Annotated in this window: 15 protein-coding genes and 1 tRNA gene; 13 read left to right on the forward strand and 3 right to left on the reverse strand. The window is 73.7% G+C overall.

Annotated elements, in window-relative coordinates:
* Window positions 1-81: 81 nt before the first annotated feature.
* The 12 genes from AB0K25_RS18420 (at window position 82) to AB0K25_RS18475 (ending at window position 9,666) form a co-directional block, all read left to right on the forward strand.
* Entirely contained in the window at window positions 82-573 is a 492-nt protein-coding gene (locus AB0K25_RS18420) for a hypothetical protein (RefSeq protein ID WP_255597890.1), read from the forward strand.
* Between the two features lie 215 nt (window positions 574-788).
* Window positions 789-1,475: a dienelactone hydrolase family protein gene (locus tag AB0K25_RS18425; protein WP_208568659.1), complete on the forward strand. Its 687-nt coding sequence runs from the start codon at window positions 789-791 to the stop codon at window positions 1,473-1,475.
* A 33-nt stretch (window positions 1,476-1,508) separates the two neighbouring features.
* A complete protein-coding gene (locus AB0K25_RS18430) occupies window positions 1,509-2,318 on the forward strand; it encodes a uracil-DNA glycosylase (protein ID WP_363821320.1) in 810 nt (269 codons plus the stop codon).
* Between the two features lie 19 nt (window positions 2,319-2,337).
* Window positions 2,338-3,075 (forward strand): DUF4129 domain-containing protein, encoded by a 738-nt coding sequence (locus tag AB0K25_RS18435; protein ID WP_363821354.1) that lies wholly within the window; start codon window positions 2,338-2,340, stop codon window positions 3,073-3,075.
* Between the two features lie 72 nt (window positions 3,076-3,147).
* A complete protein-coding gene (locus tag AB0K25_RS18440) occupies window positions 3,148-3,735 on the forward strand; it encodes a hypothetical protein (RefSeq protein ID WP_357019853.1) in 588 nt (195 codons plus the stop codon).
* Window positions 3,735-4,742, forward strand: a complete 1,008-nt coding sequence (locus tag AB0K25_RS18445; RefSeq protein ID WP_208568540.1) for a MoxR family ATPase — start codon at window positions 3,735-3,737, stop codon at window positions 4,740-4,742. Before AB0K25_RS18440 ends, AB0K25_RS18445 begins: the two co-directional genes overlap by 1 nt.
* A complete protein-coding gene (locus AB0K25_RS18450) occupies window positions 4,742-6,112 on the forward strand; it encodes a DUF58 domain-containing protein (protein ID WP_357536355.1) in 1,371 nt (456 codons plus the stop codon). The genes AB0K25_RS18445 and AB0K25_RS18450 overlap by 1 nt, the downstream gene beginning before the upstream one ends.
* Window positions 6,113-6,117: 5 nt before the next feature.
* Complete coding sequence (locus tag AB0K25_RS18455; RefSeq protein WP_363821357.1) at window positions 6,118-6,678, forward strand: hypothetical protein; 561 nt, start codon at window positions 6,118-6,120, stop codon at window positions 6,676-6,678.
* Window positions 6,679-6,769: 91 nt separating this feature from the next.
* Window positions 6,770-8,107, forward strand: coding sequence for an NAD(P)/FAD-dependent oxidoreductase (locus tag AB0K25_RS18460; protein WP_208568539.1), 1,338 nt, complete (start codon window positions 6,770-6,772; stop codon window positions 8,105-8,107).
* A gap of 130 nt (window positions 8,108-8,237) precedes the next feature.
* Window positions 8,238-8,321: transfer RNA gene (locus AB0K25_RS18465), tRNA-Leu, on the forward strand.
* Window positions 8,322-8,431: 110 nt separating this feature from the next.
* Entirely contained in the window at window positions 8,432-9,253 is an 822-nt protein-coding gene (locus AB0K25_RS18470) for a Bax inhibitor-1/YccA family protein (RefSeq protein ID WP_219467221.1), read from the forward strand.
* 92 nt (window positions 9,254-9,345) lie between these two features.
* Window positions 9,346-9,666, forward strand: coding sequence for a hypothetical protein (locus tag AB0K25_RS18475; protein WP_208568537.1), 321 nt, complete (start codon window positions 9,346-9,348; stop codon window positions 9,664-9,666).
* Window positions 9,667-9,670: 4 nt separating this feature from the next.
* Here AB0K25_RS18475 and AB0K25_RS18480 read toward each other — a convergent pair whose 3' ends face one another.
* From AB0K25_RS18480 to AB0K25_RS18490, 3 genes are all read right to left on the reverse strand, one after another.
* Window positions 9,671-10,933 (reverse strand): acetyl-CoA C-acetyltransferase, encoded by a 1,263-nt coding sequence (locus tag AB0K25_RS18480; protein WP_357536271.1) that lies wholly within the window; start codon window positions 10,931-10,933, stop codon window positions 9,671-9,673.
* Between the two features lie 249 nt (window positions 10,934-11,182).
* Entirely contained in the window at window positions 11,183-11,986 is an 804-nt protein-coding gene (locus AB0K25_RS18485; protein WP_208568535.1) for an SGNH/GDSL hydrolase family protein, read from the reverse strand.
* Window positions 11,987-12,071: 85 nt separating this feature from the next.
* Entirely contained in the window at window positions 12,072-13,121 is a 1,050-nt protein-coding gene (locus AB0K25_RS18490; RefSeq protein WP_357536273.1) for an SGNH/GDSL hydrolase family protein, read from the reverse strand.
* Window positions 13,122-13,303: 182 nt separating this feature from the next.
* On the opposite strand from AB0K25_RS18490, the gene AB0K25_RS18495 reads away from it, so the two are divergent.
* Window positions 13,304-13,660 (forward strand): YkvA family protein, encoded by a 357-nt coding sequence (locus tag AB0K25_RS18495; RefSeq protein ID WP_204928292.1) that lies wholly within the window; start codon window positions 13,304-13,306, stop codon window positions 13,658-13,660.
* The last annotated feature ends 43 nt before the right edge of the window (window positions 13,661-13,703 follow it).

A 13,703-nucleotide genomic window follows, 5' to 3' on the forward strand; every position in this document is an offset into this window, starting at 1 on the left:
GGACGAGGGGAACGGGGCAGCACGCGCTGATCTTCGTCGCTACGTTGTCGTCTGCTCATTCGCCCCTCGGAAGGAAATTCAGTGTCAGAGCAGGTCGCATCGTCCCCCGCGCCGCAGGCGGAGCAGGTGGCCCAGCCCGAACCGGTCACCCCGGCCACCGCCGCGCAGCCGACGGAACCGAAGGGTGGCGGGGCGAAGAAGGTGCTCGGCATCGTCGGCGCGATCGTCGCCTTCCTGGTGATCGCGGCGCTGAAGTTCGGCGTCGCCAATGCCATCGGCAACTTCCTCAACCCCGACGAGACGGCCGAGGCGAAGGCCGGTGACTGCATCGCCGAGCTGCCGGAGGTGACCGGCACGCAGGAGAAGTCGGTCAGCGACGCCAAGGTGGTCAAGTGCACCTCGACCGACGCCGTCTACAACGTGGTCGGCCGGGTCGAGGAGCAGACCGAGGCGCAGGCCAAGACCGGTAAGGCGTGCGAGCAGTACATCAAGGAGGGTGAGGACGGCTACGTCTTCTACAACATCGCCCCGGGCGGCAAGGGCTACCTGCTCTGCCTCACCAAGAAGGCGTGACCGACAGGGCCTGACCGGTCCGTACGACGATCAGCCGACGGCGGCGCGGGATTCCCGCGCCGCCGTCGGCGTGTTGCACGCCACCGTTCGATGAACGCGAGGTATATGCCACTGTTCTGGCATCTTCCCGGCACGCGTACGGCGTGGCAGGCTACCGACACGTAGGAACGCCCTGCGACCAGCCGACGATGACTGACCGACAGGAGGACGGGCCGATGGGCGAGATGGTGAGTTACCGCCGGAACGCAGGGACCGGCGAGGGGTATCTCGCGGTACCGGCCAGTGCGACGGCCAGCCCGGCGGTCATCGTCATCCAGGACTGGTGGGGTCTCGTGCCGCACATCCGCTCGGTGGTGGACCGGTTCGCCGAGGCCGGCTTCGTGGCGTTGGCCCCCGACTTCCGGCACGGCCAGCCGGCCAGCAAGCCCAGTGAGCCCCGGCAGATGCTCAACAGCACCCAGATGGACGAGGCGGCGGCCGACATCGCCGGGGCGGCGGAATACCTCGCCGGTCGGGCCGAGGTGACCGGCAAGGTGGGGTGCGCCGGGTTCTGCGCCGGTGCCAGCCTGGCGCTGTGGGCGGCCACCCGCGCCGAGCGGATCGTCGCCACCGCCGCCTTCTACCCCCGGCTGCCGTGGGACGGGATGCCCACCGAGTGGACCGACTACGCGGGTAAGGCGGCGGTCGTGCACTGCTCAGAGGCCGACGGACTGTCCGCCGCCGACGGCGTGCAGACGGTACGCCGGGCCGTGGAGAACGCCGGCGGCACCTGCCAGACCTACGACTACCCGGGCACCGCGCACGCGTTCTTCAACGAGGACCGGCCGGAGAACTTCGACCAGCGGGCCGCCGCCACCGCCTGGGCCCGCACCCTCGAACTCTTCCGGGCCAAGCTTGGCTGAGCGCCGGTCAGCCGACGGGCGCAGGCGTTGACGGTGCCCAGGCCGACCGTGTCCCGTACCCCCGCCGAGGTGGTCGCCCGCGCCGCGCGGGCGACCGACCTGGCCGACCTCGACGCGGCGGTCAGCGACTGTTTCGCCTGCCCGCGCCTGGTCGACTGGCGGGAGGAGGTCGCCCGGACGAAACGGGCCGCGTTCCGCGACCAGGACTACTGGGGTCGCCCGGTGCCCGGCTTCGGCGCCCCCGACAACCGCACCGGGCGCGGCGGCGCGGGCCCGTCCGCCACCCCACCCGGCCCGGTGTCCGAACCCCGGATCGGGATCCTCGGCCTGGCCCCGGCGGCCCACGGCGGCAACCGGACCGGGCGGGTCTTCACCGGCGACCGCTCCGGCGACGTGCTCTTCGCCGCCCTGCACCGCGCGGGGCTGGCCAACCAGCCCACCAGCGTCGCCGCCGACGACGGCCTCGCCCTCACCGGCGTGCGGATCTTCGCCGCCGTGCGCTGCGCCCCGCCGGACAACAAGCCCACCCCGGCCGAGCGGGACACCTGCGCCCCCTGGGTGCACCGGGAGGTGGCCCTGATCCGACCCACCATGCGGGTGGTCGTCGCCCTGGGCGCGTTCGCCTGGGCGGCGTGGTGGCCGGTGCTACGCCAGGTGTACGGCGTCCGACCGCCCAGCCCGCGACCGGTCTTCGGCCATGGGGCACACTGGTCCGGGTCGGCCGCTCCCGATCTGCTCGGTTGCTACCACGTCAGCCAGCAGAACACCTTCACCGGGCGGTTGACCACACAGATGCTGGACGACGTGTTCGCCCGGGCGAAACAGCTCGCGGGGGTGGACTGAGCAGCGTGGGGCGGTGGCGATGGACCTCGGCGTACTGCGCAGGTGGTGGCCCGTCGCCCTGGTGACGCTGCTGCTGCTCGCCGCCGCGCTCTCCGCCGGGCACTCCTCGATCGGCGCGAGCCGTATCCCGCCGGCCGCCGACAACATCCCGTACGTGCCGGATTACCCGTCCGCCGAGCCGGCCGCGTCGATCCCGATCGAGCCCCGTGCCGACGCCGAGCAGACCCGGGCGAGTGTTCCGCAGTGGACCGCCACGGCGGCGCTCGGCCTGCTCGGGCTGGCGATCCTGGCCGCCGTGGGCTACCTGGCCTGGACGCTGCTGCGCGGCGCGCTGCGCCGGACCACCCGGGCGGTGCCCGCCGCGCGGGCCCGGCGTACCGCCGAGGGGACCGCCCGGGAGGTGGTGGCCGCGCTCGACGCCGGCCTGGAGGAGCTGGACGACGCCGACACCGACCCGCGTACCGCCGTCATCGCCTGCTGGGTGCGGCTGGAGGAGGCCGCCACCGAGGCCGGCGTGCCGAGGCTTACCGGGGACACCCCGACCGACCTGGTCACCCGGTTGTTGCGGGGAGACCCGGCCGCCGGGGTGCCCGCCATCGCCAGCGCCGACGTGCTGGACGGCTTCGCCCACGTCTACCGCGAGGCCCGCTACGCCACCCGCAGCGTCGACGCCCGGATGCGGGACCAGGCCCGGGGGGCGCTGCGCCGGCTGCGTGGCGAACTCACCGCCCTGGCCGACCCGCAGGTGCCGGCGTGACCGCCCGCCAGCACACCGCACCCGGTGGGGTGCCGGCGTGACCGCCCGCCACCCGTCCGGCGGGGTGTCGGGGTGAGCGAGTCGACCGGTCTGGACGACCTGTTCCGTTTCGAGGAGGAGCCGTCGGCCCGGTCCGGCCGGGCCCGGGGCGGGCGCGTGCGCTGGCTGTTCCGGCTGCTCCTGACCACCGCCGGGGTGACCGCCGTGGTCCTGGTCGGCCTGCGCGCGGTCGGTCTGCAACTGTCGATCGGCATCGTGGTGGCGGGGGTGCTGGCGGTGCTCACCGTCCGTCGGGTCACCGCCGCGCTGGCCCCGCCGCCCCCGCCCCGCAGCGGGGCCCGGACCCCGGCCGGTGAGGAGCCGGGCGCCTACAACTGGGCGGCCCGGGACGCGCTGCGGGCCGCGATCAACGGCTGGGAACGACCGCTGGACTGGTCCTCGGGCAACCAGGAGCGGTTCACCGAGCGGATCCTGCCCCGTCTCGGCGAGCTGGCCGACGAGCGGCTGCGCCAACGCCACGGCCTGACCAGGGAAGCCGACCCGACCCGGGCCCGGGCCCTGCTCGGGGACCCGCTGTGGAGTTTCCTCGAGACCCCCTCCCGCCGTCCCCCGTCGCCGCGCGACCTCGCGGCGATCGTCGCCGAACTGGAGAAGATCTGATGAACGACGTGGACCGCAGCATTCCCGCCACGGAGGTCGGCCACCTGGCCCGGGCGGTGCTGGACGCGGTCGGCACGGTCGTGGTCGGCAAGCGGGAGTCCCTGGAACTGGTCCTCGCCGGCATCCTGGCCGGCGGGCACGTGCTGCTGGAGGATCTGCCCGGCCTGGGCAAGACACTGACCGCCCGTTCCTTCGCCCAGGCCCTCGGGTTGGACTTCCGCCGCCTCCAGTTCACCCCCGACCTGCTGCCCGCCGACGTCACCGGCTCGTTCCTCTACGACCAGCGCACCGGCGACTTCTCCTTCCGGGCCGGTCCGCTCTTCACCAACCTGCTGCTCGCCGACGAGATCAACCGGACCCCGCCGAAGACCCAGTCGGCGCTGCTGGAGGCGATGCAGGAGAAGCAGGTCTCCGTCGAGGGCGTCACCTACCGGCTCGACGAGCCGTTCCACGTCCTGGCCACCGCCAACCCGATCGAGTACGAGGGGACGTACCCGCTGCCCGAGGCGCAGCTCGACCGGTTCCTGCTGCGGGTGTCGTTCGGTTACCCGCAGCGCGACGAGGAGTGGGAGGTGCTGCGCCGCCGGATGGACCGCCGCCGCGAGGAGGCGCAGATCGAGCCGGTGGTCGACGCCGCAACCCTGCGGGCCATGCAGGCCGCGTTGGAGGACGTGGTGGTGGAGGACTCCGTCGGCAAGTACATCGTGGACCTCACCGCGGCCACCCGGGAACACCCGTCGGTGCTGGTCGGGGCGTCCCCTCGGGGTTCGCTGGCGTTGCTGCTGCTGGCCCGGGTCCGGGCCGTCTTCGCCGGCCGGGACTACGTGGTGCCGGAGGACGTGAAGGAGGTGGCCGCCCCCGCGCTGGCGCACCGGATCACGTTGCGTCCGGAGATGTGGCTGCGCCGGGTCGACCCGTCGTTCGTGGTCGGCGAGGTGCTGGAGCAGACCCCGGCCCCGGCCAGTGGGGCGCTGCCCAGCTACGCGGCCGGCCGGGCCGGGCGCTGATCGTCGTGCCGGACCGTCAGGAGCCGACGGCGGGCTGGTCGCCCACCTGGGCGCTCGGCCGGGCGGTGCTGCTCACCGGGCTGCTGCTGATCGCCGCGGTGCTGCTCGGCCGGGTCGACCTGGTCGTGCTGGCCACCCCGTTCGCGCTCGGCACCGCGTACGCGTTGCGTCGCCGGCCCTCCGCCGCCCCACAGTTGGAGATCATCGCCGAGGATGCCCAGCTGGTAGAGGGCGGTGACCTGGCCGGCGCGGTGGCGGTGGGCAATCCGGACACCGTGCCGTACGACGTGGTGGTGGTCCGGACCCGCGTCTCGCCGTGGCTGTCGGTGCGGCGGGTCGGTTTCGGCGGCATCGAGCTGGATGTCAGCCGCTCCGGCGGCATGGATCGGCCCTTCGTGACGGCGTTGTCCACCGGCACCGCCGTCGACCTGGAACTGTCCGGCACCGCGCTGCGCTGGGGGCGGCACCCGGTCGGTCCGGCCGGTGCCCGGGCCGCCGCCGCCGACGGACTGCTGGTCTCCCGTGCGGTGCTCACCGAACCGGTGCGGATGCGGGTGTACCCGAAGACCGAGCCGTTCGACGCGGTGGAGGCGATGCCCCGGGCCGCCGGGCTGGTCGGCGCGCACCACTCGCGCCGGCCGGGGGAGGGCGGGGAACTGGCCGGGGTGCGGGTCTTCGGGCCGGGGGACCGGCTGCGCCGCATCGACTGGCGGGTGTCGCTGCGGACCCGGCAACTGCACGTGGCGTCGACCCTGTCCGACCGGGACGCCGAGGTGGTCGTCCTGCTCGACGTGCTGGCCGAGGCGGGGCGGTCCGGCGGGGTGGCCGGAGCGGCATCCGTGTTGGACACCACCGTCCGGGCCGCCGCCGCGATCGCCGAGCACTACCTGCACCGGGGCGACCGGGTGGCCCTGCTGGAGTACGGCCCGGCGGCCCGTCGGCTGCGCCCCGCGACCGGCCGCCGGCAGTACCTGACCGTGCTGGAGTGGCTGCTCGACGTGCACGCCGAGTCCTCCCCACACGAGCCGTACGACCAGGTGTTCGGGCCGCAGGTGCTCTCCGCCGACGCGCTGGTGGTGGTGCTCACCCCGCTGCTCGACGAGCGGTCCGCGCAGATGTTGGCCCGGCTGGCCCGGGGCGGACGGTTCGTGGTGGCGGTGGACACCCTGCCGACCGACCTGGCCCCGCCCGGCGACCGGGGCTGGGCACCGGTTGCGTACCGGCTGTGGCGGCTGGACCGGGACACGATGATCGCCCAGCTCCGGGAGCACGGCGTGCCGGTGGTGGGCTGGGCCGGCGCGGGCAGCCTGGACCAGGTGCTGCGGGACGTCGCCCGGCTGGCCACCGCCCCCCGGGTGGGTGGCCGGTGAGCCCGGTGGACGCGGCCCGGGAGCGGGTCCGGGCGGCCCGCACGGCGGTGCGTCGGGTGGCGCTGCTGCCGTTGCTGGTGCGCGGGGCGGTCTTCCTGGTGGTGCTGGCCGGCCTGCTGCTGGCGTACCCGGTGGAGCTGTTCCAGGCCCGGTCGCTGCTCGCGCTGACGGTGGTGGCGGTGCTGCCGGCGGTGGCCCCGCGCCGGGTCTGGCCGACCTTCGCCGTGCTGGTCACGGTCGCCGGCTGGGTGTTCGCCTCGGCCGGTTACGACCGCCCGATCGCGTTGTGGCGGTTGCTGGCGGTGGCGACCCTGCTCTACCTCGGGCACACCCTCTGCGCCCTGGTGGCCGTGTTGCCCTACGACGGGGTGACCGACCCGAACGTGGTGCTGCGCTGGCTCACCCGGGCCGGCGCGGTGGTGCTGGCCTCCGCGGTGATCGGCGTGTTGCTGACCCGGGCGGGGCAACTCGGCCCGGATGACGGTTTCCAGACCGCCACGGTGGTCGGACTGCTGGTGGCGGTGGGTCTGAGCGGGCTGCTGGGTTGGCTGCTGCGCCGCAGATAGCGCGACGTTGCGCAGCTCACAGGTGTTGTGCTCCGTCACAGATGGGGGTCTCGAGGGGTATTACCGCAGCCGCCCGGGGAAAGATGGATACGTGAATCCGAAGCGGATCCTTGTCGTGGGTGCCGGGCACGTGGGCCTGTACGCCGCTCTGCGCCTGTCCAAGAAGCTGAGCTCCCGTGAGGCCGAGGTCGTCGTCGTCGACCCGCAGCCGCACATGACCTACCAGCCGTTCCTGCCCGAGGCGGCGGCCGGCAACATCTCGCCCCGGCACTCCGTGGTGCCGCTGCGGCGCGAGTTGCGCAAGTGCAAGGTGGTCGCGGGCGCGGTGACCCGGATCGACCACAGCCGCAAGACCGCGGTGGTGCAGCCGATCTCCGGCCCGACCCGGGAGATCCCCTACGACCACGTGGTCGTCGCCCCCGGCTCGGTGTCCCGCACCCTGCCCATCCCGGGCCTGCACGAGCACGGGATCGGCTTCAAGACCATCGGTGAGGCCATCTACCTGCGCAACCACGTGCTGGACCGGCTCGACGTGGCCGCCGCCACGCCGGATCCCGACGTCCGTCGCTCCGCGTTGACCTTCACCTTCGTCGGCGGCGGCTACGCCGGCATCGAGGCGTTGGCCGAGATGGAGGACATGGCCCGGGACGCGCTGCGCTACTACCCCGAGCTGGAACCGGACGACATGCGCTGGGTGCTGGTCGAGGCGACCCAGCGGGTGCTGCCCGAGGTCGACCGGGACATGGGCGCCTACACGGTGCAGCAGTTGCTCAAGCGGAACATGGACATCCGGTTGGACACCCGGCTGGAGTCCTGCGTCGACGGTGTGGTGAAGCTCTCCGACGGCGACAGCTTCCGCTCCGACACCATCGTCTGGACGGCCGGGGTGAAGCCGTCGCCGATGCTGGACCGCACCGACTTCCCCCGCGACGAGCGGCGGCGGGTCACCTGCCTGCCCACCCTCCAGGTCGTCGACGGCGACCGGGTGGTCGAGGGGGCGTGGAGCGCCGGTGACTGCGCGGCCGTGCCGGACCTCACCAAGGAGCCGGGCAACTACTGCTCGCCGAGCGCCCAGCACGCGGTGCGGCAGGCCGCCCGGATGGCCGACAACATCGCCCTGGTGGTCCGGGGCCGGCCGCCTGTCGACTACAAGCACAAGCACGCCGGCAGCGTGGCCAGCCTCGGCCTGCACAAGGGCGTCGCCCAGGTGTACGGCATCAAGATGACGGGCTGGCCGGCCTGGTTCATGCACCGGACGTACCACATGAGCCGGATCCCGTCGTTCAACCGCAAGGTCCGGGTCGTGGTCGACTGGTCGCTGGCCTTCTTCCTCAAGCGTGAGGTGGTCGCGCTCGGTCAGCTGCACGACCCGCGGGAGGAGTTCGCGGAGGCGTCGCAGCCGATCCCGATCACCAGCAGGGCGGCCTGACCGCCGCTCCGACACCGAACGCCCCTGCCCGCCGGAGCGGGCAGGGGCGTTCGCGTCGCCGGGTACGCCGGGGCGACACGGACCGGTTACCGTGGGACTGCACCGCCGCGCATCGACGTGACGCGCTTTCGCCCGGGTGGTGGAACGGCAGACACGGCCGCCTTAAAAGCGGCTGCCGCAAGGCGTGCGGGTTCGAGACCCGCCCCGGGCACCACACACTCTCAGCTTTCCCACAGCGTCCCGGCCGTACCGGCTGGCACCGGGCCGTTTACCCTGGGAGTGCACGTTTGCGTGCGACTGACCCCCTGAGGGAGGCCTGAGACAGTGAAGACCTCGAACCCGGTGCTCGCCCGGCTCGGCCAGGCGGCCGAGCGGGAGCGCTCCGCCGGGTACGCCCAGCCCGGGCCGTACGGTTACGGACAGCCCGGCGTTCCCCAGCAGTACCCGGGTCAGCCCGGTTCCCCGGTCGCCCCGCAGGTGTCCGGCACGATGACCCTCGACGACGTCGTCGTCAAGACCGTCACGCTCCTGGCGATCCTCGGCGTCTCCGCCGCCGCCGCCTGGATCCTGGTGCCGGATTCGGTGCTCGGCGTCGCCTGGATCGGCGCCGCTATGGTCGGCCTGGTCCTCGGGCTGATCATCTCGTTCTCCCGGGTCGCCAACCCGGCGCTGGTCGTCGCGTACGCGATCGTCGAGGGCGCGTTCGTCGGCCTGGTCAGCAAGGTCTACGAAACGGCCTACCAGGGCATCGTGCTCCAGGCCGTGGTCGCCACCTTCGGCGTCTTCTTCGTGATGACCATCCTCTACAAGGCGCGCGTCATCCGGGCCACCCCCAAGTTCGTCAAGGGCATGATCGCCGTGATGGCGGGCCTGTTCGCCGTCATGCTGATCAACCTGGTGCTCGCGCTGTTCGGCGTGAACACCGGCCTGCGCGACGGCAGCCCGCTGGCCATCGGGTTCAGCCTGGTCTGCATCGTGGTCGCCTCGCTGAGCTTCGTGCTCAGCTTCAAGGAGGTCGAGGACGGCGTCCGGATGGGGCTGCCGGCCCGCTATTCCTGGACGGCCGCGTTCGGCATCGTGGTCAGCCTCGTCTGGCTCTACCTGGAGATGCTCCGTCTGATCAGCTACTTCCAGGGTGACGACTGACGCTTTCGCACCCGACGCCCGCCACCGTGCACCCTGCGGCGGCGGGCGTCGTCGTCTACGCACCCCGACCGGGGTGCGTAGACTCGCCGACGATGAGCGCAGCGGAGTTGGGCCGGGCGGTGGACCTGCTGGTCCGTCAGGTGGGCCACTGGCAGCAGCCGCGCTGGGCGGCGGTCGCCGAGGGCGGCAACGTGTCCCGGGCCGACCTGGTGCACAAGCTGGTGCAGGAGGTCGCCGACCTGGCGGCCGACGCGGAGGGTGAGCCCCGGCGGGACGTACCCCGGTTGGCGCACCCGATGGCGCTGCCCGACCAGCTCCGGGTGGTCACGGCGGACCTGGTGGCCGCCGGCCCGCCGGAGGCGGTACTGGCCGGGGCCGCCGCCCTGGTGACGGCGACCCGCGGCGCGCTGTAGCGGCTCAGCTGAGCCGTTCGAGCACCATCGCCATGCCCTGACCGCCGCCGACGCACATGGTCTCCAGGCCGATGGTCGCGTCGTGCCACTGCAGGGCGTTGAGCAGGGTGCCGGTGATCCGGGCGCCGGTCATCCCGAACGGGTGGCCGACGGCGATCGCCCCGCCCATCACGTTGACCTTGTCCTCGGGGATGCCGAGCTGCCGGTACGACGGGATCACCTGGGCGGCGAACGCCTCGTTGATCTCGACCAGGTCGACGTCGTCGACGGTCATCCCGGCCCGGCGCAGCGCCTGCCGGGACGCCTCGACCGGGCCGAGGCCCATGATCTCCGGCGACAGGGCGGTGACGCCGGTGGAGACGATCCGGGCCAGCGGGGTCAGCCCCAACTCGTCGGCCCGCTGGGCGCTCATCACCACCACGGCGGCGGCCCCGTCGTTGAGCGGGCAGCAGTTGCCGGCGGTGATCCGGCCGTCCGGGCGGAAGACCGGCTTCAGCCCGGCCACCGCCTCCAGGGTGACCCCGGCGCGCGGGCCGTCGTCGGTGTCGACCACGCTGCCGTCCGGGGTGGTGACCGGGGTGATCTCGCGGACCCAGAAGCCGTCGGCGATGGCCTTCTCGGCGAGGTTCTGGCTGCGGACGCCGAACGCGTCCATCTCCTCCCGGGTGACGTCGTACACCTGGGCCAGGTTCTCCGCCGTCTGCCCCATCGCCAGGTAGATGTCGGGGAGCTGCCCGGCGTCGCGCGGGTCGGTCCACACCTCGGCGTCGCCCTGGGCGCGGGCCACCGACCGCTGCCGCGCCTCGGCGAAGCGCGGGTTCTCCCAGCCACCGCCGACCAGCGCCTGCGCCTCGGGTGGCAGGGTGTCGGAGTTGCCCCGGGCGTACCGGGAGACCATCTCGACCCCGGCGGAGACGAAGACGTCGCCCTCGCCGGCCCGGATCGCGTGCATCGCCATCCGGGTGGTCTGCAACGACGACGCGCAGTAGCGGGTGAGGGTGGCGCCCGGCAGCCCGTCCAGGCCCATCAGGGTGGCGACCACCCGGGCCAGGTTGAAGCCCTGCTCGCCGCCGGGCAGCCCGCACCCGAGGTAGAGGTCGTCGATGGTGGTCGGGTCGAGCCCGGGAACCTTGTCCAGCGCGGCCTGGACGATGGTGGCGGCGAGGTCGTCCGGGCGGACCTCGCGCAGGGAACCCTTGAACGCGCGGCCGATGGGGGACCGGGCGGTGGCGACGATGACGGCGTCGCGGGACGACTCAATCGGCATGAACCAACGTTAACTTGACGGTAACTTGGCGCGGAAGCAGCCCGACCAGCGGGAAATGTCACCCGGGCGGCATGCCGGTGGCGGCGGCGTCGACCCACCGGCAGCTCGGACCCGCCGGCCCGGGCTACGCCGGCCGGGGTAAGCCGGACCGCGGGGCCACGCCGGACCGCCGGGGCACGCCCGGCCGCCGGGCGGGGTATGCCGGACCGCCGGGCGGTTACGCCGGACCGCCGTGCGTTCCGGGGCCGGTCAGTGCCGGGAGGCGACGTTCGCGGCGGCGACCACCGCCGGCAGCAGGGCGTGCGCCCACACCCGGTAACCGTCGGCGGACGGGTGGAAGCCGTCGTGACACAGCGTCCCGGCGTCGGCCCGGAACACCGGCCCGGTCTCCGTACCCAGGTCGACGACCGTGCCCCCGGCGTCCAGCACGGCGGCGGTCTGTGCCCTCGCGACCCGCCGGCCCGACCACCCGATCACCTGCCGCAGCGGCGGGGCCACCGCGCGCACCGCCCCCAGGTCCGGGCAGGTGCCGACGACGACCTCGACCCGGGCCTCCCGCAGCCGGCGCACCGCCGAGGCGAGGTACGCCGCCGCCTCCAACGGCCGGCTCATCGCCGTGGCGTCGTTCGCCCCGATCAGCACCACCGCCACGTCCGGCCGGTCCCCGAGCAGCGCCCGCGCCACCTGGGTGGACAGATCGGTGGAGCGGGAGCCGGAGACACCCACGCTGGACAGGTGCACCCGACGACCGGTCGGCCCCTCGGCCAGCAGGTAGGCGAGTTGACCGCCGACCGTCTCGTCGAAGCGGCCCACCCCGACACCGAGCGCCGAGGAGTCCCCGAGCAGCACCAGCCGCAGCGGTGGGGCACCGGCCCGGCCGACCGTGGCCCGCAGCGCCAGGCCCAGTTCGGGCTGGGCGTAGTCGCGGTTGCGGGCCGCCACCGCCTGGCCGGCGAGCACCGCCGCCCCGCCGATCGTCCCGGCGACCAGGGAGACCGCCGCGGCCTTACCGAGGCGTACGGCCAGCTCGCCGCCCACGGACCGGCCCGTCATGGCGTCACCGTCGGCAGGTGCACGTCGATGCCGACCGGCGCTGCGTGGCATTCGTGGCACCCGGTGGTTCGCTCGCTGTGCTCGCTCATGCCAGTTCCTCCAGTTGGGGTGAGTCGGCGGCGGCACCGGACTGCGGCACCGCGCCGACGCCGAAGAAGGCCCGCCGCCGCAGTTGCGCCCAGCGGCCGGCGGGGCCGCGCTCCCGACCCCGGAACTGCGCGCCGCTGACCTCCGTGCCGGCGTGCCGGGCTGCTTCCTGGGCGGCCTCGGGCAGCGACCGCACGCCGTCGCTCCGGCCCGGGGCGGGTCGGCGTTCCCCGCCGCCGAGCGCCGACACTACGGTCGGCAGGAGCGCGGCGGCGGCCATCGCGTACCCCTCGGCGGAAGGGTGGAACCGGTCCGAGGCGAACATCCGGGTCGGTTCGGCGGAGAACCGGGGGCCGAGCAGGTCACCGAGGGAGACCGTCCAGCCGCCCGCCTCGACCACCGCGACCGTCTGGGCGGCGGCGAGCTGCCGGCTCCACCGGCGGGCCAACCAGCGCAGCGGGGGTTGGATCGGCTGGATCGCGCCCAGGTCGGGGCAGGTCCCGACGACCACCTCGCAGCCGGCGGCGCGCAGCGCGCGGACCGCGTCGACCAGGTGCCGGACCGCCACGGAGTATGGCGACCGGTTGGTGACGTCGTTGCCGCCGACCATGATCACCGCGATGTCCGGCGCGCATTCCAGGGCGGCCTCGACCTGCGGCCGGAGCCCGGCGGAGAGTGCGCCGACCACGGCGAAGCGGTGCACCCGTACGGCCCGGTGCAGTCGCCGGGACAGCCCGGTGGCCAGCAGCGAACCCAGGGTCTCCCGCCGCCGCAGCACCCCGTAACTGGCGGCGGAGGAGTCGCCGAGGATCACCATGGTCAGCGGTGTCCCGGGGATCTTGGCGCCGTAGACGCCGTCGCAGCGCGGCGGTGGGGCCTGCGCCATCGGGATGGTGCGTCGGGCCTGCCGGGCCTGGCCGAGCAGCACCCCGCCGGTCGCGGCGACGGCCGCCGCGGTGGCGCCCGTGCCGATCGCCGCCAGCCGGGCGACCTGTCGGGCGCGATGCCAGCGCGGAACCACCGGTACGACGGAACCAGCCACCCCCATACAGCGACATTATCGCGCCGTGACGGCCCCCCGCTTCCGTCGGGACGGTCGGTTTCCCGGCTGGGCCGCGACGATTCTGGGTACCTGATCCGGTGGCGGGGCCCACCTGCGGTCGCCCCGCCGCAGGTGGCGACGGCTTGCGCCGGACAGTCACGCTGGTCGGTGGAGAGGGGCTGGATGAGATGGGTAGGACATTGAAGCGGACCGCGGCCTTCACGGCGTTGGCCCGGTCGCTGGCGGCGGGTGCCCGGGGTGGCCCGTCGTTGGGTGCCCGGCTGGCGGCGCTGCCCCGGATGATCCGGGCGACCGCCCGGGGCGAGTACGACGGCGGGCTGCGGCTGGCGATGATGACGGCGGCGACGGTCTACGTCGTGTCGCCTGTCGACCTGGTGCCGGAGCTGTTCCTGACCGTGCTCGGTCTGGTGGACGACGCCGTGATGGTCACCTGGCTGGCCGGCAGCGTGCTGTCGGAGACCGAGCGCTTCCTGGAGTGGGAGGCGCGTCGGGCCTCCGTCATCCCCGGTCATGTGACGCTCTGAGGGCACGTACCCTGAGCGACGAAGGACCGTCTGCCAGGCCGCC

This window comes from Micromonospora sp. NPDC049257 (assembly GCF_040678915.1).
Classification (GTDB): domain Bacteria; phylum Actinomycetota; class Actinomycetes; order Mycobacteriales; family Micromonosporaceae; genus Micromonospora; species Micromonospora antibiotica.